27 protein-coding genes and 1 pseudogene are annotated in these 24,281 nt (G+C 37.8%); 19 read left to right on the top strand and 9 right to left on the bottom strand.

The genetic code is table 11. From position 1 onward, the window contains the following. The first annotated feature begins 4 nt into the window (after positions 1-4). The 5 genes from infC (at position 5) to AVJ19_RS09115 (ending at position 2,720) form a co-directional block, all read left to right on the top strand. Positions 5-556, top strand: a complete 552-nt coding sequence (infC, locus tag AVJ19_RS09095; RefSeq protein ID WP_086322731.1) for a translation initiation factor IF-3 — start codon at positions 5-7, stop codon at positions 554-556. 290 nt (positions 557-846) lie between these two features. Next, the gene (locus tag AVJ19_RS09100; RefSeq protein WP_111859416.1) at positions 847-1,464 is read left to right on the top strand and encodes a glutathione S-transferase N-terminal domain-containing protein; all 618 of its coding nucleotides are present in this window, start codon (positions 847-849) and stop codon (positions 1,462-1,464) included. 64 nt (positions 1,465-1,528) lie between these two features. Next, positions 1,529-1,813 (top strand): hypothetical protein, encoded by a 285-nt coding sequence (locus AVJ19_RS09105; RefSeq protein WP_111859417.1) that lies wholly within the window; start codon positions 1,529-1,531, stop codon positions 1,811-1,813. A 58-nt stretch (positions 1,814-1,871) separates the two neighbouring features. After that, on the top strand, positions 1,872-2,279 hold the full coding sequence (locus tag AVJ19_RS09110; RefSeq protein WP_111859418.1) for a hypothetical protein: 408 nt from the start codon (positions 1,872-1,874) through the stop codon (positions 2,277-2,279). Between the two features lie 15 nt (positions 2,280-2,294). Further along, positions 2,295-2,720 carry a YqaA family protein gene (locus AVJ19_RS09115; RefSeq protein WP_111859419.1) on the top strand — a complete coding sequence of 142 codons (426 nt, stop codon included), beginning with the start codon at positions 2,295-2,297 and terminating at the stop codon, positions 2,718-2,720. Between the two features lie 4 nt (positions 2,721-2,724). On the opposite strand, the gene AVJ19_RS09120 is transcribed toward AVJ19_RS09115, so the two are convergent. Then, positions 2,725-2,910 carry a hypothetical protein gene (locus AVJ19_RS09120; RefSeq protein WP_111859420.1) on the bottom strand — a complete coding sequence of 62 codons (186 nt, stop codon included), beginning with the start codon at positions 2,908-2,910 and terminating at the stop codon, positions 2,725-2,727. 71 nt (positions 2,911-2,981) lie between these two features. Then, positions 2,982-3,347: a hypothetical protein gene (locus AVJ19_RS09125; RefSeq protein WP_111859421.1), complete on the bottom strand. Its 366-nt coding sequence runs from the start codon at positions 3,345-3,347 to the stop codon at positions 2,982-2,984. Positions 3,348-3,685: 338 nt separating this feature from the next. Here AVJ19_RS09125 and rpmI point away from each other — a divergent pair, with 338 nt between their 5' ends. Both rpmI and rplT read left to right on the top strand, forming a co-directional pair. Then, positions 3,686-3,880, top strand: a complete 195-nt coding sequence (rpmI, locus tag AVJ19_RS09130) for a 50S ribosomal protein L35 (RefSeq protein ID WP_111859422.1) — start codon at positions 3,686-3,688, stop codon at positions 3,878-3,880. Between the two features lie 11 nt (positions 3,881-3,891). Continuing rightward, the gene (gene rplT / locus AVJ19_RS09135) at positions 3,892-4,251 is read left to right on the top strand and encodes a 50S ribosomal protein L20 (RefSeq protein WP_065994398.1); all 360 of its coding nucleotides are present in this window, start codon (positions 3,892-3,894) and stop codon (positions 4,249-4,251) included. Positions 4,252-4,334: 83 nt separating this feature from the next. Here rplT and AVJ19_RS09140 read toward each other — a convergent pair whose 3' ends face one another. Next, entirely contained in the window at positions 4,335-5,498 is a 1,164-nt protein-coding gene (locus AVJ19_RS09140) for a hypothetical protein (RefSeq protein WP_111859423.1), read from the bottom strand. Between the two features lie 52 nt (positions 5,499-5,550). Between AVJ19_RS09140 and AVJ19_RS09145 the strand changes: the two genes are divergently transcribed. The 4 genes and pseudogenes from AVJ19_RS09145 to AVJ19_RS09155 all read left to right on the top strand — a co-directional run bounded on the left by AVJ19_RS09145 (position 5,551) and on the right by AVJ19_RS09155 (position 7,529). Next, a complete protein-coding gene (locus AVJ19_RS09145) occupies positions 5,551-5,931 on the top strand; it encodes a hypothetical protein (RefSeq protein WP_111859424.1) in 381 nt (126 codons plus the stop codon). Between the two features lie 111 nt (positions 5,932-6,042). After that, positions 6,043-6,238 (top strand): annotated as a pseudogene (locus tag AVJ19_RS22200) (hypothetical protein). Positions 6,239-6,293: 55 nt separating this feature from the next. Then, positions 6,294-6,839 carry an AAA family ATPase gene (locus tag AVJ19_RS09150; RefSeq protein WP_111859425.1) on the top strand — a complete coding sequence of 182 codons (546 nt, stop codon included), beginning with the start codon at positions 6,294-6,296 and terminating at the stop codon, positions 6,837-6,839. A gap of 141 nt (positions 6,840-6,980) precedes the next feature. Further along, entirely contained in the window at positions 6,981-7,529 is a 549-nt protein-coding gene (locus tag AVJ19_RS09155) for an NADAR family protein (RefSeq protein WP_111859426.1), read from the top strand. A gap of 41 nt (positions 7,530-7,570) precedes the next feature. Here the strand turns inward: AVJ19_RS09155 and AVJ19_RS09160 are convergent, their stop codons facing one another. Next, positions 7,571-8,581 (bottom strand): hypothetical protein, encoded by a 1,011-nt coding sequence (locus tag AVJ19_RS09160; protein WP_111859427.1) that lies wholly within the window; start codon positions 8,579-8,581, stop codon positions 7,571-7,573. 170 nt (positions 8,582-8,751) lie between these two features. On the opposite strand from AVJ19_RS09160, the gene pheS reads away from it, so the two are divergent. The 3 genes from pheS (at position 8,752) to AVJ19_RS09175 (ending at position 12,537) form a co-directional block, all read left to right on the top strand. Further along, entirely contained in the window at positions 8,752-9,732 is a 981-nt protein-coding gene (gene pheS, locus AVJ19_RS09165) for a phenylalanine--tRNA ligase subunit alpha (protein ID WP_111859428.1), read from the top strand. Positions 9,733-9,862: 130 nt separating this feature from the next. After that, entirely contained in the window at positions 9,863-12,244 is a 2,382-nt protein-coding gene (gene pheT, locus AVJ19_RS09170; RefSeq protein WP_111859429.1) for a phenylalanine--tRNA ligase subunit beta, read from the top strand. Continuing rightward, the gene (locus AVJ19_RS09175) at positions 12,241-12,537 is read left to right on the top strand and encodes an integration host factor subunit alpha (protein WP_004723042.1); all 297 of its coding nucleotides are present in this window, start codon (positions 12,241-12,243) and stop codon (positions 12,535-12,537) included. Before pheT ends, AVJ19_RS09175 begins: the two co-directional genes overlap by 4 nt. Positions 12,538-12,648: 111 nt before the next feature. Here AVJ19_RS09175 and AVJ19_RS09180 read toward each other — a convergent pair whose 3' ends face one another. The 4 genes from AVJ19_RS09180 to trxA form a co-directional block, all read right to left on the bottom strand. Next, complete coding sequence (locus AVJ19_RS09180; protein ID WP_322873945.1) at positions 12,649-13,251, bottom strand: suppressor of fused domain protein; 603 nt, start codon at positions 13,249-13,251, stop codon at positions 12,649-12,651. 101 nt (positions 13,252-13,352) lie between these two features. Next, positions 13,353-13,631, bottom strand: a complete 279-nt coding sequence (locus tag AVJ19_RS09185; protein WP_111859431.1) for a hypothetical protein — start codon at positions 13,629-13,631, stop codon at positions 13,353-13,355. Positions 13,632-14,015: 384 nt separating this feature from the next. Beyond that, positions 14,016-15,284: a transcription termination factor Rho gene (gene rho / locus AVJ19_RS09190; RefSeq protein ID WP_111859432.1), complete on the bottom strand. Its 1,269-nt coding sequence runs from the start codon at positions 15,282-15,284 to the stop codon at positions 14,016-14,018. A gap of 326 nt (positions 15,285-15,610) precedes the next feature. Next, the gene (gene trxA / locus AVJ19_RS09195) at positions 15,611-15,937 is read right to left on the bottom strand and encodes a thioredoxin (protein WP_111859433.1); all 327 of its coding nucleotides are present in this window, start codon (positions 15,935-15,937) and stop codon (positions 15,611-15,613) included. A gap of 276 nt (positions 15,938-16,213) precedes the next feature. On the opposite strand from trxA, the gene ppx reads away from it, so the two are divergent. From ppx to AVJ19_RS09220, 5 genes are read left to right on the top strand one after another with little or no spacing between them, the layout of a single operon-like run. Continuing rightward, the gene (gene ppx, locus AVJ19_RS09200) at positions 16,214-17,734 is read left to right on the top strand and encodes an exopolyphosphatase (protein ID WP_111859434.1); all 1,521 of its coding nucleotides are present in this window, start codon (positions 16,214-16,216) and stop codon (positions 17,732-17,734) included. Positions 17,735-17,785: 51 nt separating this feature from the next. Then, entirely contained in the window at positions 17,786-18,610 is an 825-nt protein-coding gene (locus tag AVJ19_RS09205) for an acetyl-CoA carboxylase carboxyltransferase subunit alpha (RefSeq protein ID WP_111859435.1), read from the top strand. After that, positions 18,547-19,896, top strand: coding sequence for a tRNA lysidine(34) synthetase TilS (gene tilS / locus AVJ19_RS09210; protein WP_111859436.1), 1,350 nt, complete (start codon positions 18,547-18,549; stop codon positions 19,894-19,896). Before AVJ19_RS09205 ends, tilS begins: the two co-directional genes overlap by 64 nt. 28 nt (positions 19,897-19,924) lie before the next feature. Further along, a complete protein-coding gene (gene proC / locus AVJ19_RS09215) occupies positions 19,925-20,755 on the top strand; it encodes a pyrroline-5-carboxylate reductase (RefSeq protein WP_111859437.1) in 831 nt (276 codons plus the stop codon). 39 nt (positions 20,756-20,794) lie between these two features. Then, positions 20,795-21,364, top strand: coding sequence for a YggT family protein (locus tag AVJ19_RS09220; protein ID WP_111859438.1), 570 nt, complete (start codon positions 20,795-20,797; stop codon positions 21,362-21,364). Positions 21,365-21,495: 131 nt separating this feature from the next. On the opposite strand, the gene polA is transcribed toward AVJ19_RS09220, so the two are convergent. Beyond that, positions 21,496-24,255 (bottom strand): DNA polymerase I, encoded by a 2,760-nt coding sequence (polA, locus tag AVJ19_RS09225; RefSeq protein ID WP_111859439.1) that lies wholly within the window; start codon positions 24,253-24,255, stop codon positions 21,496-21,498. Positions 24,256-24,281 lie beyond the last annotated feature (26 nt).

Consider the following 24,281-nt stretch of genomic DNA (forward strand, 5'->3'; position numbering starts at 1 on the left):
AAAGATTAAACAGCCTGACCGTAACCAACAACAAGGTGCTAAAAGCAATCGTCCTGCATTGAACGACGAGATTAAGGCAAAAGAAGTCCGTCTCGTTGCTGCAGATGGTGAACAGAAAGGTATTGTAACGCTTGCAGAAGCGTTGCGTGCTGCTGAAGACGCAGATCTTGACCTTGTTGAGATTGTGGCAAATGCAGAACCGCCTGTTTGTAAAATCATGGATTTCAACAAACATTTATTTGATCTGAAGCAAAAGCAAAAAGATGCGAAAAAGAAACAGCATCAAGTTCAGGTCAAAGAAATCAAGTTACGTCCTGGTACAGATGTTGGTGATTACAACGTTAAGTTGCGTGCTATTCTCAAGTTCCTTGAGGAAGGTAACAAAGTCAAAATTACTCTACGTTTCCGTGGTCGTGAAATGGCTCACCAACAGTTGGGTCTTGCTCAATTACAAAAAATTGAAGCAGATGTGGCTGAGTGTGGTGTTGTTGAACAAGCACCAAAAATGGAAGGTCGTCAAATGGGTATGTTACTTGGTCCTAAAAAGAAAAAGTAATCCCTTGTTGATCTTAAAAAAGCACTGCATTTGCAGTGCTTTTTTATGGGCAGCGTTTTAAGATTTAATGGCGCTGGTTTTTTGGATAAATAAACTTTAATAGTGTCGTAATTCAAATATCAAAATATGATAATTAGGATTGTTTAATATAAGTTTATTGCTTTATTTTAGAATAAATTATGAAAATATCTTGATTGATGACATATTCGATTTAGCAAAATCATGTTATAAAAGTACAATACTAAAGTCATAAAATATAGAAAATACGCGAGAAAGCGGAAGGATGAAATATGATTGATCTGTATTATTGGGGAACACCCAATGGTCATAAAATTACCATCGCACTTGAAGAAATGGGTTTGGATTATCAAATTTTCCCGATCAATATTTTAGAAAATGATCAATTCCAACCTGATTTTTTACGCATATCCCCAAATAATAAAATTCCTGCAATTGTCGATCAAAATGGCCCAAATGGCGAAGCGATTTCAGTGTTTGAGTCTGGTGCGATTTTACAATATTTAGGGCGTAAAACAGGCTTATATTATCCTGAAAATGAACAAGAGCGTGTTGAGGTTGAACAATGGTTGATGTGGCAAATGGGCGGTTTTGGTCCAATGCTCGGACAAAATCATCATTTCAGTAAATTTGCCAAAGAACAAATTCCTTATGCTATTGATCGTTATGTGACTGAGACTAAAAGATTGTATTCAGTCTTAAATAAACAGTTGATCGGTCAAAAATTTGTTGCAGGGCAATACTCGATTGCAGATATGGCAATTCTACCGTGGGTGCTCCGTCATGAGTGGCAACAAATTGATTTAGATGATTATCCTTATGTGAAAGAATATGTTGAACGTTTAACTGCACGTCCAGCCGTTCAACGTGCATTATCTATCAAGGTCTAAAATCAGAATATGCTAAACTGCTGAACCACCGAATCTGGTGGTTTTTTAATGTTGGATATGAACGATGAAAGCATTCTTTTTAAATCTCACGCATATTTTGGAAAAAAATCCTAAAATTTATTGGTGTGTGATTGTAGGGATCGCACTGTGTTCAGTGCTATATGTAGTAGAGGTTGTGCATATTCAAAATTTATTGCCTGATGTGAAAGTACAAGATAGCTCAGCATTACGTGCAACGATTGACCCTATTGCACAGCGTTATTCTTGGGCACGTATTACGGTGATTATCGTGGCAATCATTGCTGCGAATTTTCAATATTTTAAAACAAAAAAAGAACTTCATTTATAAAAAGCTATAAATTCAGGGCTCACAATAAGCCATCCGATCAATTGCTTAAGGGCATGCTATGAAAAATATATGTGTTCAGCATTTTATTTATAGTTTTCTTTGTATGCTCATGGTAGCAACGATTTCTGCATATTTACAAAATACATTTTCCATTGATCGTGTTGGTACATTGGTTTTTCTTATGATTGGCATCATCGGTTTGATATTTTCAATCGCATTTGCATGGTTTCAAAAATGGTTGCAGCAAAGTGTGAAGTCTACGGTAATTTTTGTGCTGATACTTTCCGTTTATCTTGTTGTATTCACTTATATGTTTCATGTGGTTGATGTTGATTGGAATGCAGTGTTAGAAGGGCAGATACAATTAACATTGTTGCAAAAATTTTTACATTCTGAATGGTCAATTTGGCTGGCTTTTCTTTTTCCTTTCTGTGCTTCATGGTTATATCAGAAAAAAGTGAAATGAATCTAATGAATTGATATGGCATATTTTTTACTTTTTTTATCTGCCTTTGGTGCTGCGACTTTACTGCCTTTACAGTCTGAGGCTGTTTTGGTGGGATTATTGATGCAAGACAAATATTCAGTTTTAGGATTGCTTTTAATTGCATCCTTTGGAAATATTTTAGGTTCGTGCGTGAACTGGTATTTAGGTTTGCGTATAGAGCAATTTAAAGATCGTAAATGGTTTCCTGTTTCTGTCAAAAATATGCATAAAGCTGAAATGGTTTACCAAAAATATGGTTTTTGGTCATTATTTTTAAGTTGGATGCCGATCATTGGTGATCCGATCACATTGATTGCTGGTTTACTTAAAGAAAATTTTTGGCGATTTTTATTGATTGTAACTTTGGCAAAAACAGGTCGATATGTTTTTATCTACCTGTTGTATATGGGGTTATTTTAATTTTTTAATCATTTTCACAATTACTCGGATCGAGTTGGATTTGATCTGTGGCTGTCATTTTAAAGAATGGTATTAAAGAGTTTTGAGTTTTAACTAATCTACTTTCTAACAAGAGCCTTAATTTGGAATCAATATAAGCATTTCCTGTGCTTTCAAGGATTTCGATTACTGGGTAATTTGACTCTTCCATTTTAGAGTTTGCTTTTATTTTGCATAGTGGAAAATCAGATATTAGATATAAGTGGTTATCATCAATGTTGTCTAACGCGAAATAAGTTCGATTGGTAATTCTGCGATAATAGGGAAAGCCTGACCATTTATTGTATGGGGTTTGAGTCTTGATCGTTTGAGTGATGAAACTAATTTTTGATCCAATCTCTGTAACTCTGTACTTTTCAATATCTCAACTTGTGTGACTATTCCTTGTTTATTCGTAAATATCCGTGCTAAAAATTGACGATTAATATTTTCCAAATCATTGTTTGTAAAATAAAATTTTGGAGAATTCAACCAAATCACCTGATCTAATTGTATTTTTAATGCGCTTTCGTTGTTTTGTATATCAACATCTGCAAAAGCAATAGGACACAATAAGCTGCTCAGTAAAATCAATGTTTTAATTTTCATAAAATAAATCTTAATTGTTAAAATTGAATCGTAAGATATTATTATAAATTAGTTTAAGTTATAAACAAAATAAAAGGGTGAATTTGGGAGATGTGCTAAATTACATACTAGTTAAATTTGTAAATAGAAAAAACATATTAAAAGCCTCATGACATTTAAGCCGTAAGAAAAAGATAGTTAGCATCTCGTTTGAAATGTGACCTAAATATATTCAAGATAAATTTAGCAGTTATTGCTTTTGTTTTAGCCATAGATGATTTAGAATATTGCCTCCCTTACCTGCAGGTCGTTGTCGCAATGGTGCGAGCGTTCCGAACAGGTGTTCAAAAGAGGTTGTTATGCCTAAGATGAAAACTCGCCGTGGTGCAGCTAAACGCTTTAAAGCGACTGCTAACGGTTTCAAGCGTAAACAAGCGTTCAAACGCCACATTTTGACCAAAAAATCTGCTAAGCGTATCCGTCAATTACGCGGCTGTGTAATGGTTCACGTAAGTGACATGAATTCAGTTCGCCGTATGTGCCCATACATCTAAGGAGATTATAAATGGCTCGTGTAAAACGTGGTGTACAGGCGCATCGTCGTCATAAAAAAATTCTTGCTCGTGCTAAAGGTTACTATGGCGCGCGTTCACGTGTTTATCGTGTAGCGTTCCAAGCGGTAATCAAAGCAGGTCAATATGCTTACCGTGACCGTCGTCAAAAGAAACGTCAATTCCGCGCTTTGTGGATTGCACGTATCAATGCTGGTGCTCGTTTAAATGGTTTATCGTACAGCCGTATGATTTCTGGCTTGAAAAAAGCTCAAGTGATCATCGACCGTCGTGTACTTGCTGACATCGCTATGCATGACGCAGTTGCATTTGCTGCTTTAGCTGAAAAAGCGAAAGGTGCATTGGCTGCATAATCATCATTGATGATTAAAAAGAAGACCGCTATTTTGCGGTCTTTTTTATTTTAAGAAAAATAATTTTAATGAGTTGAAAATAGCTATTCAGATTGTTCATTTGATTTAGGCAGTATTTTGTATAGTGCATATAGAAATGCGATTCCAAGTACAAAAATATTTCCCCAGCGTACTGTAAAATATGCCAATGTCCATAAAGCGCAGTAACACCACAACATAAACCATAAAAACTTAATCAGCCCAAACCATTTAAAACCAGAAGATACTTCATTTGATTCAGAATTTTCAGATTCAATATTTTCTAAATTTGATGTTGACGTATCGCGTGTATTTTCTATGGTTTTTGAGGTGGAAACAAAAGGTGTGTTTGATTGTGTTTGTGCATCGAGGGTTGCATTTTGATAATGGTTAGCTGAATGTTTTAAGATAATAGGAAAAAATTTATCTACAATATTTGAGGCTTGAGAGAATTCAATTTTTTCATTTTCTGTCATATGCCAATAATCTGCATATTCATTTTTAGGCTGAGATTCATTATTAAAGTGATGACGCAGTGCAGTCGCATTGATAATTAAATTACTCGCATAATTTCGTTTTAAACTATACGGTAATAGGGGAAATTGTTCCTCTTTTTGATAGAGATCACCTTCATAGCAATTACTTTCTGTCAGTGGAACGGGAAAAGAACCATAACGTTTTGAAATATCAAAATTATAGACTTTATTTTGATAATCATTATAAAAAGATTGCCATGAAAGAGGCTGTAAATCCGCTAAAATTTTGTCTGAAAAATCAGGTGATACATCCATCAATACATAGTTTTCTACGCTATCATGATAATTATTATAGTTAGACTGTAGTGGAAATTGATTCGCATCATATTCTTGCCATAGTGGTTTTTCATCAACATGAATGAGCACTTTAAAAATTTGATTTGGGAAATGACAGACAATGCAAAAATTGTATTCACCTACATTAAAATCAAAGATTTGAGAATCAGTAAGTGGCTGTAATACATCAGATGCAAAGTGTAAACTAACTTTATAAAGTCCCTGTATTGTCAGATGATTGAGTAAATGTGAAGCAGAACCTGTCAGTAAAGTACCTTTTTCAAGATCACGCAAAATAGGAAAATGAGTAAAGAGTAGGGGATGGCGATCTAAAATTTCTGAATCCACTGCGCCAGTTAAAAATTCATTTCCATAACTGACCAAAGCCACTTGGCGATAAGCTCTTTCAAAATGCATGTATTTTCCTGTTATTATATTTTTGATTGTCATATAGGATGTGTGAAAAAATATGAGAAAACAATACCATTTCCGCCAAGTGGGTGAAGACACTTATATTTGGGATGTACATCGCTTGGTTGAGCTAAGTCAAAATTTTGCAACGATTGAAATAGCATTGACCGAAATTCAAGAATTGAATGAAAGCTATTGGTTTCCTGATACTCATCCGACTACACAAGAAATAATTGATCATATTCAATTGGTTCAAGATGCTGATTTAAAATATCCGATTATTGTATGTGCAGATGGGCGAGTGATGGATGGAATGCATCGTATTGCTAAAGCTAAATTACAAGATCAATTGACCCTTCAAGCAGTCAAGTTTGAAGTTACGCCACAGCCTGATTTTATCAATGTTGATGCAGATGATTTGGATTATGACGATGAATAAAAGAAAGTTTTTGAAGCTAAATTACACAATATCAACATGAAATGATTGTCGAATTGAATTGCGCTCGCATACATTAAGGCTATCTCCAAATAAAAAGATAGGAAAAGAATAATGCGTGTAGAAATTGAAGGCGTTCCACAAGGCGCAATTGAAGTTGAGTTACAACTTCTTCCAAGAATCGGTGAAACCATTAAAGTGATGTATGGAGCAGATGCGGAAGTGAAAGGAGAAGTTACTGAGGTTGAACATTATATTAATCAACATAAATGACCAAAAGATTATCTTAATAATACGCCCAAGATTTTGATGTAACTTTGTTTAAAGGGGCGCTACAATGGCGACCTTTTATCAGTTGAATAACAATGAAAAGAATAAATGTTGTTGGTACATCTGCTTCAGGAAAGTCGACTTTTTCCAGAAAATTGGCACAAAAACTCAATTTAGCCTATATTGAACTCGATGATTTATTGTGGATGGATGATTGGCAGGAAACGTCTGATCCTGAGTTTTTTCAAAAGATTAAAGATGCGATAGCTGATGCAGAACATCATTCTGATCTACAAGGTTATGTAATTGATGGAAATTATACGAGAACAGTACCTTTAACGTGGCAAGAGATTGATACAGTCATTTGGCTTGATTTACCATTTGCGTTGAATTTATTTCAGTCTATAAAACGAGCTTTAAGCCGTGCAATTTCAAAACAACCAATGTGGCAACATTCTAATAATACTGAAAGTTTTAGCCGTATGTTGAGTCGAGATTCGATTATTTTATGGATGATGAAAACTCATAAAAAGAATCGGAAAAAATATCAGGATAGAATCAATCATCCTGATTATGCCCATATTCAGTTTATTCATTTAAGGTCTAGAAAAGAAATCGAGAGTTTTTTAAAGCAACTGTGATTGATCAAATCCGTAGTCATTTTAGGAAAATAAATGATTCTACTTGTAATAAAAAATGATATTGCAAAACTAGTTTAAATTGAAGATGCTGATAATTTAAACATCTGCCATGATCAATGGAATATTTAATAAGAGAAAAATATGTCTGATTTCCAATATTTAACAGAATTACAAGAGCGAGTTCGCCAAGGACAGCATTTTAAGTATTTATGCTTTTGGGGGCATACACCAAAGCAAACAGGTGTGATTGATAAAAGTTGTTTTAGTCAGTGGTTTCCTGCACATTTTGAAGTCGATGGTATTGAATATAAAACAGCAGAACATTATATGATGGCGCAAAAAGCCAAACTATTTGCTGATGAAGATATTTTTCAGAAAATTATTCAGGTAAACCATCCCAATGAAGCCAAAACTTTGGGACGAAAAGTGAAAAATTATCAGGAAAATGTTTGGTTAGAACACCGTTTTGATATTGTGGTAAAAGGCAATATTGCAAAGTTTTCACAACATCCAGCATTGAAAGCATTTTTATTGGATACACAAGAGCGTATTTTGGTTGAGGCATCACCTGTAGATAAAATTTGGGGAATAGGTTTAGCGGCTGATGATGAGTGTGCTGAAAAACCATTGCAATGGAAAGGCTTGAATTTATTAGGTTTTGCTTTAATGGAAGTAAGAAAGCAACTTTAATGTTGCTTTCTTTTTGGGTTTAATTTTATTTTAAATGAAATTTACAAGCCAAAATAATAGGCTGCAATACAAATTAGAATCGTAATCACGATCAAGGTCATTACCCCAGATTTACCCACTTTGGACTCAGCATTTTGACTGAAACGTTGTTTATTTTCAGTGTTCATGGGTTCAAAAGGGGATGGTACTTGTTGAGGTGTTAATTGTGCTGATTTGTAATGGTTCGCCACTTTGGTAATGAACTTACCATATAAGTCATCAAGTTTTTGGGAAAAATGACGTAAATTCATTTGTTCTTCAGGGCTGGTTTCTTGTCCTAAATCATTTGAAGAATATTGCATTTTATTTTCAATATAAGCAGATAAGGCTTCCAAACGATGTAATGTTTCATGTGCATAATCTGCTGAATAGGCACTTGGAAATAATGAAAGATTTGTTGTGTCATTTGGAGAGTATTGTGTTGTATTTAGACCTAAATAAGGTAGCGCAATGCTGCTTGGTGCAATAAATCCTTGCGCATATTTGCTATTAAATAGTTCATTATCAGTATAAACCTGAATATCATCCCAATTGGGCTGTGCTAAATCTTGTTCAATACGTTTGTTATATTTAGCAATCAGCTCAAAACGCCAAAAAGTTTCTTGACGAGTACTGTTTTGCTGTGCTGCTGGTACTTCATAATCATTATCTGCTGTGTACCATTCAGCAAGTTCTTTACCTAAGATCCAAGCGGTATGTTGTTGCTTGTTATGACTAATAATAAAGTGTGGTGTTGCAAGGAGCTCAACATTGGCATTGGGGTTTTGTTCTTCATTTAAAAGGCTAGAACTATGTAGGCTCAGGCGATAAGCCCCTTGTTTTTTCAAGCCTTCAAGCCATATTTGAAAATGCTGTGCCAATAAATGTTGGCTAAGTAAGTCCCGAAAATACACACGGTGCTGATTAAAAATAGCATGATTGACCCATTGATTAAAACTTAAATCTTGGGACAAAAATTCGTTGCCATAGGTGACAAGCGTGAGTTGTTGTTTCCAAATTGGGTCGAGTGCCATATGTTATTGATCTCGGTGACATCATTTTTGTGAAAGTCCGATTATCTTATACTTTTTATGATGGAAAATACCAATTTGATTTTCCTGTTTATGAAGCTTCATCCATCTGCATAAAAACTGTTAGAATACGCAGTTATATTATTTTCTAAATTGTTGCTTTGAGAGTTACTATGTCACTGGAAGCCCTGACCACTGAAGCGCTCGCTGCGATTGCAGCAGCTCAAGACCTTGCTACACTCGATCAAGCTCGAGTGCAATTTACAGGGAAAAAAAGCCAGCTTGCGGAACAATCTAAGTCACTGGGTAAAATGGATGCAGAAGAGCGTAAAGCTTTTGGTGCACAAATCCATGCTGTACGTGAAGCGATCAATGCAGCATTGACTGAACGTCAAGCGGAATTGCAAAAAGCGGCATTAGAACAAAAGCTTGCAAGCGAAACCATTGATATTACCTTGCCTGGTCGTGGGCAAACTATTGGTAGTATTCACCCTGTAACCCAAGTGCAAGAGCGTATTTGCCAATTTTTTACCAAAGCAGGCTTTACTATTGCGACAGGTCCAGAAGTTGAAGATGATTATCACAACTTTGAAGCATTGAATATTCCAGGACACCATCCTGCACGTGCAATGCATGATACCTTCTATTTTGATGCCAATCATTTGTTGCGTACGCATACTTCAGGTGTGCAAGTGCGTACTATGGAAACCAGTCAACCGCCGATTCGTATTGTTTGTCCAGGTCGTGTGTATCGTTGTGACTCGGATCAAACCCATTCTCCAATGTTCCATCAAATCGAAGGTTTATACGTTGCTGAAAATACCAGCTTTGCTGAATTAAAAGGCTTGTTGGTGAATCTACTCAATGAATTCTTTGAAAAAGATTTGAAAGTACGTTTCCGTCCATCTTATTTCCCATTCACAGAACCAAGTGCCGAAGTGGATATTATGGATGAGCGTGGTAAATGGTTGGAAGTTCTAGGTTGCGGTATGGTGCATCCAAATGTACTCCAAGCTGCGGGCATTGACCCTGAAAAATATAAAGGTTTTGCTTTTGGTTTAGGTGTAGAGCGTTTTGCAATGTTGCGTTATGGCATCAATGACTTGCGTATGTTCTACCAAAATGATGTGCGTTTCTTACGCCAATTTGCTTAACAAGTTTATACTCTCCCTGACCTCTCCTGAAAGGAGAGGGGTTGTCCATTGTGATGAGATGACGGGTACTTTGCTTTTTAAAGTGGAGTGAGAGGGGATTAGAAATTTAGAAATTATAGGTTTTTACGAAATGAAAATTAGCGAAAATTGGCTACGCACGTGGGTAAATCCTGCAATTGATAGCGAAACCTTATCTGACCAACTAACCATGCTTGGTTTAGAAATTGATGATTTAACACCAGCAGCAAAGCCATTTACAGGTGTCGTGGTTGGTGAGGTTTTGACCGTTGTACAGCATCCAGATGCAGACCGTTTACGTGTAACCACAGTCAATATTGGTTCAGGTGAGCCATTGCAAATCGTTTGTGGTGCGCCAAATGTACGTGCAGGGATGAAAGCACCTGTTGCAACGATTGGTGCAGTATTACCAGGTGATTTTAAAATCAAAAAAGGCAAACTTCGTGGTGTCGAATCACAAGGTATGCTGTGCGGTGCATCTGAAATTGATCTTGAAGATAAAATTGACGGTCTTTTAGAGTTACCAAGTGATGCGCCTGTTGGGGTGAATATCCGTGAATATCTAAATTTAGATGACAATGTGATTGATATCAGTATCACGCCAAACCGTGGTGATTGTTTCAGTATCCGTGGTATTGCGCGTGAAGTTGGGGTAATTAACCAATTGCCTGTAACTGCACCTGAAATTCAAGAAGTTGCAGCAACAATTGCGGATCAAAAACAAGTTGTGATCACCACTGAGGGTTGCCCACGTTACTTAGGTCGCGTCATTAAAAACGTCGATACCAAAGCACCGACGCCTGCATGGATGGAACAAGCGTTGTCTCGTTCAGGTATCCGTCAGCACAGTATTTTGGTGGATATTACCAACTATGTATTGATGGAATTGGGTCAGCCTTTACATGCTTTTGATGGTGGTAAAGTGCAAGGTTCAGTCCATGTACGCCAAGCGACTGCTGCTGAAAAACTTGTTTTGCTGAATGAACAAGAAGTTGAATTGTCTGAAAATGTCATGGTGATTGCTGATGATGCAAAAGCATTGGCAATTGCAGGTATTATGGGTGGTTTATCTTCTTCTGTGACTGATGAAACCACTGAGATTTTCTTGGAATCAGCATTCTTCGCGCCACTTGCGATTGCAGGTCGTGCGCGTAGCTTTGGTTTGCATACGGATGCATCGCAACGTTATGAACGTGGTGTAGATTTTGAATTGCCAATGATTGCCATGCACCGTGCATCACAATTAATTGCTGAACTTGCAGGTGGTGAATTTGGTCCGATTACTGTGGCTGAACAAACTGCGTTATTGCCAAAACGTGAAGCGATAAAATTAAACCAAGCGCAAGTCGATCAATTGCTTGGCTATAAAGTTGAATCAGATTTTATTACCGATGCTTTACAGCGTTTAGCTTGTGAAGTGACTGTAACAGCACAAGGTGAATGGACGGTTGTACCTCCATCACACCGTTATGATATGGCGATTTACCAAGACTTGATCGAAGAGGTTGCCCGTATCCATGGTTATGACAATATTCAAATCAGTCTGCCTGTGATTGATGTGAAATTGGCAAAACACCAAGATCAATTTGAATTGCCACAGTTACGCCAAACTTTGGTCACTTTGGGCTATCAAGAAGCAATCAGCTTTAGCTTTGCCGATTTAAAACTTGAAAAACAGTTGAATTCACAAGTGAATCCATTGGCACTTGCCAATCCGATTTCAAGTGATTTGGCAGTAATGCGTTCAACCTTGCTTTCAAGTTTGATTCCTTGTGTGCAATACAATGTGAATCGTCAACAAAGCCGTGTGCGTTTCTTTGAGCTTGGTTTGCGTTTTGACTATCAAAATGCACAAAGGATTGATGACCTCAAACAAATCCCAACTTTGGCGATGATTGCTACAGGTGCGAAACAGGCTGAATCTTGGCATGCAAAAGCACAGCCTATGGATTTCTTTGACTTCAAAGGTGAAGTTGAAGAGTTGCTTGCAGCTGCACGTGTGAATGTGGAATATGTCCGTTCAGAACGTGAATGGCTACATCCTGGTCAATCTGCTGAGATTTTGGTAGATGGAAAATCGATTGGTTATTTAGGTCGTTTACATCCTTCATTGGAAAATGAATTGGATTTGACAACAACCTGGGTTGCAGAAGTCGATCAATTGGCTGTTTTGCAAACTTATGTATCTAATTTTACAGAATTATCACGATTTCCATCGGTTAGACGTGATATTGCGCTTTTAATTAGTGATAAGATTAATGTCAGTGAAATTCAGCAACTTATCGAAAAAACGGGCGGAGCGCTTTTAGACTCATCTTGGTTATTCGATGTGTATACGGGTCAAGGTGTGGCAGAAGGCAAGCGCTCATTGGCATTTGCATTATTATGGCAACATCCAACACGTACACTTGAAGATGCTGAAATTAAATCAGGTATGGACAATATTATACAAGTGTTGCAAGACACTTATGAAGCGACATTGAGGGCCTCATGACAGCATTAACAAAAGCAGAAATGGCTGATCATTTAAGTGAGCTTACGAGTTTAAATCGTCGTGAAGCAAAACAAATGGTTGAGTTATTCTTTGATGAAATTAGCCAAGCATTAATTGCTGGCGAGCAAGTGAAACTTTCAGGATTTGGTAATTTTGAATTACGTGATAAACGCCAACGTCCTGGTCGTAATCCGAAAACTGGGGAAGAGATTCCAATTTCTGCACGCCGTGTTGTGACTTTCCGTGCAGGTCAGAAATTCAGACAACGTGTAGGTACTGAACAAGAGGATTAATCTTCTTTATTTAGTGAAAAGCCCTGTATTCTTACAGGGCTTTTTTATGTCTGGATTCTGTGGTGATATAATGAGAATCTATTGAATTTTTTGTATTTAAAGTATGTGTCTTTAAATTATTGTAGGGCGATCTATATTGATGAGGCTATATTGAAAATCACGCTCAAGTTCTTCAAAAGCCTCAACACCATTGTGTAAAATAAATTCTGCTTCAGAGTCAAAAATAGGAATTAGCCAGCGCAATTGCACTGTGCTATCTTGATCTAATAAATACATATTATTGAATGATTCATGTTCTAAACATGCTTCATCATCTAAGATACATTTTTGTTTTAATTTTAAGGGAGCAATTTGAATATCTGTGATGATGCTTACATCACAAGCTAGTTCTTTTTTAGATAAATGCAGACCAAGATTCATGAGATAATCTATATATTCATTCATATCTTGCTTTACAAATATTGTGGGTAAGATGAAATAGTATTCATTTAATTTATTATAGCTTTGTTCAATTTGGATGTTTACAAAGCCGAATGTCACGATCCTTGTCATATTTCTATGTATTAAATCGTGAAAAACAAGTATTTCAATTTTAAATGATGAATCCTTTGAATATGTTTTTATTATATTGGGGTTTCCCCAATGCTTAATATAAGTGGTAAGTAAAGAAGATCTATATTGTTCGTGTATTTGTTGATGTTGGTTTAAGTTTATGTTTTATAAAAATATTATTTGTTTTTATTTCTATATAAATTTCGGGCATAAAAAAAGAGAACCCAAGGTTCTCTTTTTCTGATAATAATCTAAAGTGATTATTATTGAGCAGCAGCAGTTGAAGCAGCAGCAGTAGCTTCAGAAGCAGCAGCAACAGCAGTGTTAGCAGCAGCATCTACAGTTGAAGCAGCAGCAGTAACGTCAGCAGCAACAGAAGCAGCAGCAGCGTCAGCAGCAGCAGTAGCTTCAGAAGCAGCAGCTACAGCAGTTGAAGCAGCAGCGTTTGCATCAGCAGTAGCAGCGTCATCTTTCTTAGCACAGCCAACGAAAGCTAAAGTAGTAGCAACTGCAGCAGCAATAGCGATTTTTTTGAATAACATGGCATCACTCTCATAAATTAAATTGAGACAAAAAACCCAAGTTAGCCTGTTTTTTGCTTTTGTGCATAGCAGTCTAACTGGTATGCGAATATGCTATCACTGCGGATTTAGAATTGCTACTGCCCAAAATCAAAAAAATGCCAAAAAAGGTGATAAAATGACGTTTTTTTAACAGGTATTTACAATTAATTTTGCTTTTTATATTGGCTTATTACACTCTAACTGCTTAAAAAACATAGTTTTTATTAAATAAAAATATTATTATTCAAAGGTTTGCAACATATAATAACAAACATGAATGCTCTATGTAATTTTATGTAAACAAAGTCAACCAAATAAAAAGGCTATCGTTATAGATAGCCTTCTTATTCAATCAATAAAATTTTAGTTCGTTGCTTTACGCTTCATCTGATCAAAGAAATCATCATTGGTTTTGGTTTCTTTCATACGGTCAAGTAGGAATTCCATTGCTGCTAATTCATCTTGTGTATGTAAAAGCTTACGTAAAATCCAAACTTTACGCAGATTTTCTTCACTCATTAAGCGTTCTTCACGACGTGTACCTGATTTCTTGATATTCATCGCAGGGAAGACACGTTTTTCAGCAATACGGCGATCAAGCGTGATTTCTTGGTTACCTGTACCTTTGAATTCTTCGTAGATCACTTCATCCATTTTACTGCCTGTTTCAATCAAAGCAGTAGAAATAATGGTCAATGAACCGCCTTCTTCAATATTACGTGCAGCACCAAAGAAACGCTTTGGGCGCTCAAGTGCATGTGCATCCACACCACCAGTCAATACTTTGCCTGATGAAGGAATAACAGTGTTATAAGCACGTGCTAAACGAGTAATTGAGTCAAGCAAGATCACAACGTCTTTTTTGTGTTCAACAAGACGTTTAGCTTTTTCGATCACCATTTCTGCAACTTGGACGTGACGTGCAGGTGATTCATCAAATGTAGATGCAACGACTTCACCACGCACTGTACGTTCCATTTCTGTCACTTCCTCTGGACGTTCGTCAATAAGAAGAACAATCAAGAAGCATTCAGGGTTATTACGTACAATTGACTGCGCAATATTTTGTAATAACATTGTTTTACCCGCTTTCGGCGGAGCAACAATGATTGAACGTTGACCTTTACCAATCGGTGCGATCAAGTCAACAACACGTGCAGTTAAATCTTCGGTTGAACCATTCCCCAATTCCATAATCAACTGTTCAGTTGGGAAAAGTGGCGTTAAGTTTTCAAATAAAATTTTATTACGTGAATTTTCAGGGGTGTCGTAGTTAATTTGATTTACTTTTAATAAAGCAAAATAACGTTCGCCTTCTTTAGGTGGGCGAATGGTACCTGTAATGGTATCACCTGTTCTAAGGTTAAAGCGGCGAATTTGTGACGGGCTCACATAGATATCATCTGGTCCTGCAAGGTAAGAGCCAGCAGCCGAGCGTAGGAAGCCAAACCCATCAGACAAAATTTCTAGAACACCATCACCAAAAATTTCTTCGCCATTCATTGCATGGCGTTTTAAGATGGCAAAAATAATGTCTTGTTTGCGGTTACGAGCCATTCCTTCAAGGCCCATAAACTCAGCAATCTTAATGAGTTCGCCAATCGGTTTTTTCTTGAGTTCAGTTAAGTTCATAGATGGTCAGATTGATGTAAGGATGTGTGGTACACAGAGATAATAGAAAGAAGCAAAAGTCGCCCGCAGTACAATAGGTGAGTGTAATTGTATTTGCACAATAACAAAACTCAGAATCTAATTAGTTCTTTCGAGGAGAAATGTGTAAAACAATTTCTGTTGCCGAGCGGCGATCTTATGTGTTGTGTTGTAAGAAATTGGAATCAACCCCAAATTTTCTCATGCATGGAATATAAGTGAGAACTTAAAAATGTCAATGTATAGAAGAAAAATACGCCATATTTTTATGACGTATTTTGAAGAATAATTGACAATTAAACACTGAATTAAATGTTTTCGTCGATGAAAGCAGTTAGTTTTGACTTAGGTGCAGCACCGATTTGTTGTGCAACCACTTCGCCATTTTTAAACATTAACAATGCTGGAATGTTACGAATGTTATAGTTCACAGCAGTTTGTTCACATGCGGTCACATCAACTTTGACGATTTTAACTTTACCTTCATATTCATTAGATAAAACTTCAAGTACTGGTGCAATAGCTTTACAAGGTGCACACCAACCTGCCCAGAAATCAACAATCACAGGAATGTCAGATTGAAGAACATCAGCATCAAAGTTTTCATCTGTAGTGTTTACGATATTGCCTGACATGGATTTTGCTCCAAAATATTTTAAAGATGTCATCTATGTCTATAAGTATTACATAGACATCTCATACAGAGTAGGGGAATAGGTAAATTTTCGATCTTAATTGTGAATTTGTCTAATTGATGCTCACGATAAGTACAATCGGAGCTTTGAAATTGTCATACAACTGTCACAAATGTAGAAAAAATAATGACTCAGCGAATTGTCGACATAAATGGCTTTTCAATTGTCTGTAGGTGAATTAATCTAGGCACACTTCTGGATGAGTTTGTATAAATAATGTCTGATTTTTTGATTGATGAAGAATTACTTGCTGCCATTGATATGGGGTCGAATAGCTTTCATTTAGCGATTGCACGCGTTGATCATGGCGAAGTAAAAAAAGTAGCATCAATGTCAGAAAAAGTTCAGCTTGCCGCTGGGCTAGATGAAAATAAAAATTTAACTGAAGCTGCACAACAACGAGGTTTGGCGTGTTTGGCTCGTTTTGTTGGGCGTTTAAGTTCAGTTCAACCGAATCGTTTGCGAATTGTGGCAACTAATGCTTTGCGCCAAGCGAAAAATGGTCAAGAATTTATTCAAAAAGCCGTAGAAATCCTACCTAAGCCGATTGAAATTATTGCAGGTCGTGAAGAAGCCCGTTTGATTTATTTGGGTGTTTCACACACGATGGCAAATAGTGGTCGTCGTTTGGTGATTGATATTGGTGGTGGTTCAACTGAATTGATTATTGGCGAAGAGTTTGAACCAATCCATACTGAATCTTTGCAAATGGGGTGTGTAGCTTTTACCAAAGCCTATTTTCCTGATGGTGAAATTAGCCAGAAAGATTTTGATAAAGCCGTAGTTGCAGCCCGTAAAGAATTAACTTCGATTGCCAATACCTATAAAGCCGAAGGTTGGGATACGGTCGTGGGTTCAAGCGGTACGATCAAGGCATGTCGTCAGATTACGGTAAATATGGGCTGGAGCGATGATCAGGAAAATCTGACTCGTGAAGGCTTAGAAAAACTTAAAGATAAAATGCTGAAATATAAACATGTTTCAGATATGGAATTTGAAGGTTTAAAAGAAGATCGCCGTGCTGTGTTGCCAGCAGGTCTTGCGATTTTATATGCGGTTTTTGAAATTTTAAATATTGATAAATTGGTTTATTCCGATGGTGCATTGCGTGAAGGTGTAATGTACGACTTATTGGGTCGTTTTCAGCATGAAGACATTCGTGACCGCAGTGTGCAAGCGATGATCGGACGTTATAATGCTGATTTAAAGCAAGCCCAACGTGTAGTCGATACTGCACAGCATTTATTTGACAGTGTTGCATCTGCATTGGGTTTAAATAATGATGATAGTGATTTATTACGTCGTGCTGCCTATTTACATGAAATTGGTTTAGCAATTAGTCACAGTGGTTATCATAAGCACAGTGCTTATCTCCTTCAGCATTCAGATATTCCTGGTTTTTCACAAATTGATCAGAATCATTTGTCACATTTGGTCGCTCATCATCGCCGAAAATTGCGCACAGACAGCAAAATTGATGTGATGAGAGTCGGTGGATATAAGCTTATTTATCTATGTGTATTGCTTCGTCTCGCAGTTTTACTCAATCATAGTCGTAGCGATGAGATGCTTCCTGCCATTGAATTAACAGTTCAGAATGAGCAACAATGGCAACTCAGCGTTTCTGGTGATGCCAAACAATGGCCATTGCTCGTTGCCGATTTGCATGATGAGCAACTGCAATTTAAGCATTGGGACATTGAATTGAATATTCAGTCGGAACAGTTTATCGATTAACACAAATTTCTCGGTGTGAGTCATCGGCGAATTAGGGATAATACTCGACTTATGAAAAATAAAGCTGCTCAATCTAAAGCTTGGAAAACGGTTCAAATTGCACGTCATCCAGAGCGTCCGCAATTTTTGGATTATGTAGGCGAAATTTTTACAGAATTTGATACATTACATGGTGATCGTCTTTATGGCGATGATGGTGCGATGGTGGGTGGTTTAGCACGTTTTAATGGCCAGCCTGTGATGGTCGTAGGTCAGCACCGTGGTCGTAGCACCCGTGAAAAATTACAGCATAACTTTGGTATGTGTAATCCTGAAGGTTATCGCAAATCTCAACGTTTATTAGATATGGCAGAACGTTTTAATCTGCCAGTATTTACCTTTATCGACACGATGGGTGCATATCCTGGTGTTGGCGCAGAGGAACGTGGTCAAGCAGAAGCAATTGCAACAAGTCTTGCGCAACTTTCTAGCTTAAAAGTGCCTGTGATTGCAACGGTTTTAGGTGAAGGTGGTTCTGGTGGTGCATTGGGTATTGGTGTTGCTGACCGTGTAGTGATGCTTTCACACAGTATTTATTCTGTGATTTCACCTGAAGGCTGTGCTTCGATTTTGTGGAAAACTGCTGAAAAAGCAGAACAAGCGAGTGAAGCATTGGCATTAACTGCTGACAAATTACAAAAAATTGGCATTGTTGAATATGTGGTTGATGAAGGTGAAGGCGCACATTTACATCCATTAAAAGTAATGGAATCTTTGAAAGATGTGTTAAAACAAGCGCTTGATGAATTACAAACTATGGATGCTAACGAGCGATGCGAAGCACGTTACCAACGTTTAATGAAGTTTGGCAGCGACAATTTAGGTCTGGCTTCTTAAAACAGTCTGAGCAATTTCAAGAAAATACCCAGTTTCTAATTGGGTGCAGCGGCGGCATGGACTCCATGCTGTTGTTGTATTTAATGGCAGCCTTGTGTCCCGAACAGGTGCGAGCGATTTATATTAATCATCAATTACAAGCGATTAGTGATGACTGGGCAGATTTTGTTGCTGCACAATGTCACGCTTTAAATATTCCCATTATTATCGAAAAAGTTCACGTTGCTGAAGGTAATCTTGAAAATCAAGCACGTGAAGCGCGTTACCAAGCTTATTTAAAACATTTACAGCCAAATGAAATTTTAGTCCTTGCACATCATCAGCAAGATCAAGCTGAAACATTGATGTTGCGTCTACTTTCGGGTGCAGGTGTATCAGGTTTGACAGCGATGAAAAGCTTAGATATACGTGAAAATTTTATCATTTGGCGACCGCTTTTAGATGTTAGTCGTGAGCAGATTTGCCAATGGGTAGAACAATGCCATATTCTCTATGTGGATGATCCAACCAATCTCGATACCCATTATGATCGGGCATGGTGTAGGCACGAACTTTGGCATATTTTGCAAAGCCGTTACCCAAAAATGCAACAAGCTTTGGTTCGTACTAGCATTTTGATGCAAGATGCGGATGAAATTTTGACTGAGGTTTTGCAGCAGGATCTCACATTGTGCGGCAATACTGAACGATTAGATTTAACTCAATTTGCAATGTTATCACAGGCACGGCAAAGACAGCTTTTATCGGTTTGGATGAAAGGTCAGGATGGCTACCGTCCGAGTTTTGAGATGGTAGAGCGATTACAAAATGAGGTGATTGCTTCCAAAAATGATGCACAAGCTGCTTTACATTGGAACCAATTTTATTATCTGCGATTTCAAAATGTTTTATATCGTTTAACTGCCGAAACTTATTTGGCAAGCAAGCACGTACCTGAGCAAAATATTGCAGAAATTTGTTGTGAAATAGGGCAGGATTTAACATTAGCCTCTGGGCAGTTTCAAATCCAAGCAGAAAAAATGGGTTTGTCGATGGCTTTGCTAAATCAGACACTTCGGCTGCAATATCGTGTAGGCGGAGAAAAAATTCATTTGTATGGGCGTGTTGGAACATGGCCACTGAAAAAAGCCATCCAAAATCAGCATATTTTTCCTTGGTTGCGTCATACAATTCAAATATTAAGCATAGATAATGTTATGCTTGGTGTTTTTACACCGAAAGGTTTTTGGTTAGCACAATCGGACTATGTTGAAGTTGATGGTTGGCTGCCAAATTTAATGTCTTAGCGAGCAAAAAGTTAAACGAGCGTAATTCATGAGTGCAGCTTTAAATTGTAATATTACTTTCATTGGCGGTGGAAATATGGCTCAAGCCCTAATTGGTGGCTTGATTACCCGAGGACTGCCTGCAACACGAATTACAGCATCTGATCCAGTGGAAAAGATTCGTGAATTATTACAAGAGAAAGATGTACATGTGACAGATAATAATGTCGAAGCAATTGAAAATGCAGATGTTGTGGTTTTAGCTGTAAAGCCTCAAGTACTTGGCGCTTTGTTAAAACCACTAAAAGGTTTGTTTGAAAATAAACTGATTATTTCCATTGTTGCAGGTGCTGAAATTGCAACGATTGCGGAGTTGACGGGTACTGAGCGTATTGTACGTGTGATGCCAAATACGCCTGCACTGGTGCAAACAGGTGCACATGGTTTGTTTGCTCATGAAAATGTTGTTACAGCTGATCGTGGTTTGGCAAGTCAGGTTTTGGCAGCCACAGGTTTAACGATTTGGGTAAATACTGAAGCACAAATCGATGCCGTGACAGCAGTTTCAGGCTCAGGTCCTGCATACTTTTTCTATATGATGGAAAGTATGATTCGTGCAGGTAAAAACATGGGCTTGGATGAAAAAGTGGCAACTGCATTGACTTTGCAGACTGCTCTTGGTGCTGCGCAAATGGCGATTACCAGTTCAAATACACCAGCTGAATTACGCAAAAATGTCACTTCGCCGAATGGGACAACGCAAGCAGCATTAGAAGTTTTTGATCGTGCGCAAATCTCTCAAAATATTCAGGCGGCTTTGGCTGCTGCGCAAAAGCGTAGTCAAGAGTTGGCACAAGAATTAAGTGATAGCACGAAATAATTAATTTAATTATTGATTTTATTTTAGGAATATTCCGATATGGGTGCGAATTCTGCGCAGATTTTTGGCATTATTATTAACGTCGCAATTTTGCTTGTATTCTTCCGTTTTTTGATGCAATTGGCAATGGTGAGTCCGTATAACCCTGTGGTGTTGTCTACGGTAAAAGCGACTAAAATTGTGGATGTATTTAGCCGCATTTTTCCAACTCTTGCTAAAGGACGAGTAAATACTGCTGCATTGGCATTATTGATTGTTCTGTATTTATTGAAAATTTTTGGAATCATGTATTTACAAGGTGCTATGCCAAATAGCCCTATACATTTATTGATTTTGACCTTTGTAACGATGATTCAGGATTTGATTCGCTTCTGTCGTTATTTAATTTTTGCAACGATTATTTTGAGTTGGGTGACGATGTTAACACAGGCTCGTTCTCCTTATATTGAAGTGATTCAAGAGCTTGCAGAGCCATTATTAGCACCATTTCGTAAAATTATGCCAAATATGGGCATGATTGATCTATCTCCAATTCTAGCATTCCTTGCACTCTATATCGCTGAAATTTTAATGAATGAAGTCGCTAAAGTTTTATTGACTGGTTTGTAATTGAATGATTTAAAAAGAAAGGACTCGATTGAGTCCTTTTTTATTGGAGAAGGATTTTTTATAAAAATCACCTCTCCTTTTGCGAAATAGTATTTCTCATCTCCTGAGAGGAGAGGGAACTTATTTAAAGTTTAATGTGCCTCATCCCAATTGTTGCCTTTACCGACTTCGACAACTAAAGGCACAGATAAAGTACAGACTTTTTGCATGACGTCTTTGATTTGTTCAGCCAATTGATCTGCAATGGCTTCATCAACTTCAAAGACCAATTCATCGTGCACCTGCAGCAGAAGTTTAGCTTGATCTTTCGGTAAGATTTTATCGACTTCGATCATTGCCATTTTAATGATTTCAGCCGCAGAACCTTGTAATGGCGCATTGATTGCAGCACGTTCCGCACCTTTACGCACCATCATATTTCGTGCATCAATATCAGGCGTATATAAACGGCGACCTGTAATGGTTTCAACATAGCCTTGTTCCAAAGCCACTTGGCGAGTACGTTGCATATACTCATAAATACCCGGATAACGGTGGAAATATTGCTTGATATAATCTTGTGATTCTTGACGAGTGAAACCAAGCTGACGAATCAGACCAAACTCTGACATGCCATAAAGCAGACCGAAGTTGACTGCTTTGGCTTGGCGACGTTGATCTGAAGTGACATCTTCAAGCGCAACCCCCAACACTTCAGAGGCTGTACGGCGATGCACATCTTGCCCATGATTAAAGGCATGTACCAACGCTTCATCTTGACAGAAATGCGCCATTAAACGTAATTCAATCTGTGAATAATCGGCTGCAAGCAACACACGACCTTTCGGTGCAACAAAGGCTTTACGGATTTGACGACCAATTTCCTCACGTACAGGAATATTCTGCAAGTTAGGATCAGTTGAGGATAAGCGACCTGTTGCCGTCAGTGCTTGATGATAACTTGTATGCACACGATGGGTTTCAGGATTGGCTTGTTTAGATAAACCTTCGGTATAAGTACTTCTCAGTTTGGTCAAACCACGATATTCAATAATCAAAGCGGTAATTGGATGATCAATTTTTTCCAAAACCGCTTCTGAAGTGCTGTACTGACCTGTCGCTGTTTTCTTGCCACCTTTTAAGCCGAGCTTTTCAAAAAGGACTTCACCGACTTGTTTGGGTGAGCCGACATTAAAGCTTTCACCTGCGATTTCAATGATTTGATTTTCAAGATTTTGAATAGTTTCAGCAAAATCAACACTGAGTTGATCTAAAAATGCCAAATTCAATTCAATGCCATTTTCTTCCATAGAGGTCAAAACATTGGCAACAGGCATTTCAATGTTGTGCAAAATTTCGCTGAGTGGCGGAATTTCTTTCAGTTTACGATCAAGCACTTCATATAAGCGATAAGTCACATGCGCATCTTCTGCGGCATAGTGTGCAGCCGTTTCAAGCTCGATTTGGTTAAAGGTTTTTTGTTTTGCGCCTTTACCTGCGATTTGTTCAAAAGTCGTGGTTAAATGGCTGAGATAAACTCGAGCTACATCATCCATGCCATGACGAGTCGCAACGGCATTGAGCACATAGGATGCCAACATGGTATCAAAGTACCAACCTTGTAAATGAATGCCATGATTTTCAAAAATATGCGCATCGTATTTTAAATGATGTCCAATTTTTTCAACTTTTGGATCTTCTAAAATCGGTTTGATTTTTTGGATAATCTCATCACGATTCAGTTGTTCAGGTGCACCCTCATAGTCATGTGCAAGTGGAATGTAATAGGCATCTTTTGCATCGAAAGCCACCGAAAAGCCCACCATTTCTGCAACACGATAATCTAAGCTTGTGGTTTCCGTATCAATGGCAAAACGTTTTTCAGTACTGAGTCTTTGGAAGAATATTTCCCAATCCGCTTGAGTTAAAACGGTATGGTAATTGGCTTGTCCAAGTTGGTCATCGACACTGCTTGAAGTGGCTTGGTCATCTGCATGAACAACATTTTGTTCCGTTTTGGCAATTTCTTTGCTCGTTTGTTTGTATGTTGGGCTGTTTGGGTTATTCGGATGATCGAGTGATTGCAACTGATTACGGAATTCAAGCTCAGTATAGAGATTACGTAATTCTTCAACATTGGGCTCAGCAAGTTTTAAATCGTCATAGGTCAGATTGAGATCCAAATCAATGATGATACTTGCAAGTTGATGATCAAGTTTGATGCCATCCGTATTGTCTTTGAGGCTTTGTCCAACTTTGCCTTTGATACTGTCGACATTTTCCAAAATACCGCTGATCGTGCCGTATTCATTTAAAAGTTTTGCTGCCGTTTTTGCACCTACACCCGGTACACCTTTGATGCCATCTGAGGCATCGCCCATCAGGGTTAAATAATCAATAATTTGATCAGGACGTACACCAAATTTTTCAATGACCCCGTCAATATTCATCGGCTTGTCTTTGAAACTGTCTTCAAGGGTAACTTTTTCTGTCACCAATTGCGCCATGTCTTTGTCGCCTGTCGAGATCAATACTTGATGACCGGCAGCTTCTGCTCGTTTTGCCAATGTACCGATAATATCATCGGCTTCCGCACCCGGCAGCATATGCAAAGGAATGCCCAATGCACGAATTAAATTGTGTAAATAAGGGATTTGCTGTGCCAATTCATCAGGCATGCTTGGACGATCACCTTTATAAATCGGTGACAGTTGATGTCGGAAAGTCGGTTCAGGTGTATCGAAAATCACCGCCATGTGTGTCGGTTGTACACGGCGCATCAGTTTTTGGATCGCAGAAATTGCACCACGAATCGCATTGGTTTGTAACCCTGTTGAGGTTGTTAATGGTGGCAGTGCATGAAAGGCACGAAATAAAAAATATGAACCATCAACCAATACAAATGGTGGCATCGAGACATTCCTAATTCAAATAATAA

The sequence above is a fragment of the Acinetobacter sp. CFCC 10889 genome (assembly GCF_003268395.1).
Taxonomy (GTDB): Bacteria; Pseudomonadota; Gammaproteobacteria; order Pseudomonadales; family Moraxellaceae; genus Acinetobacter.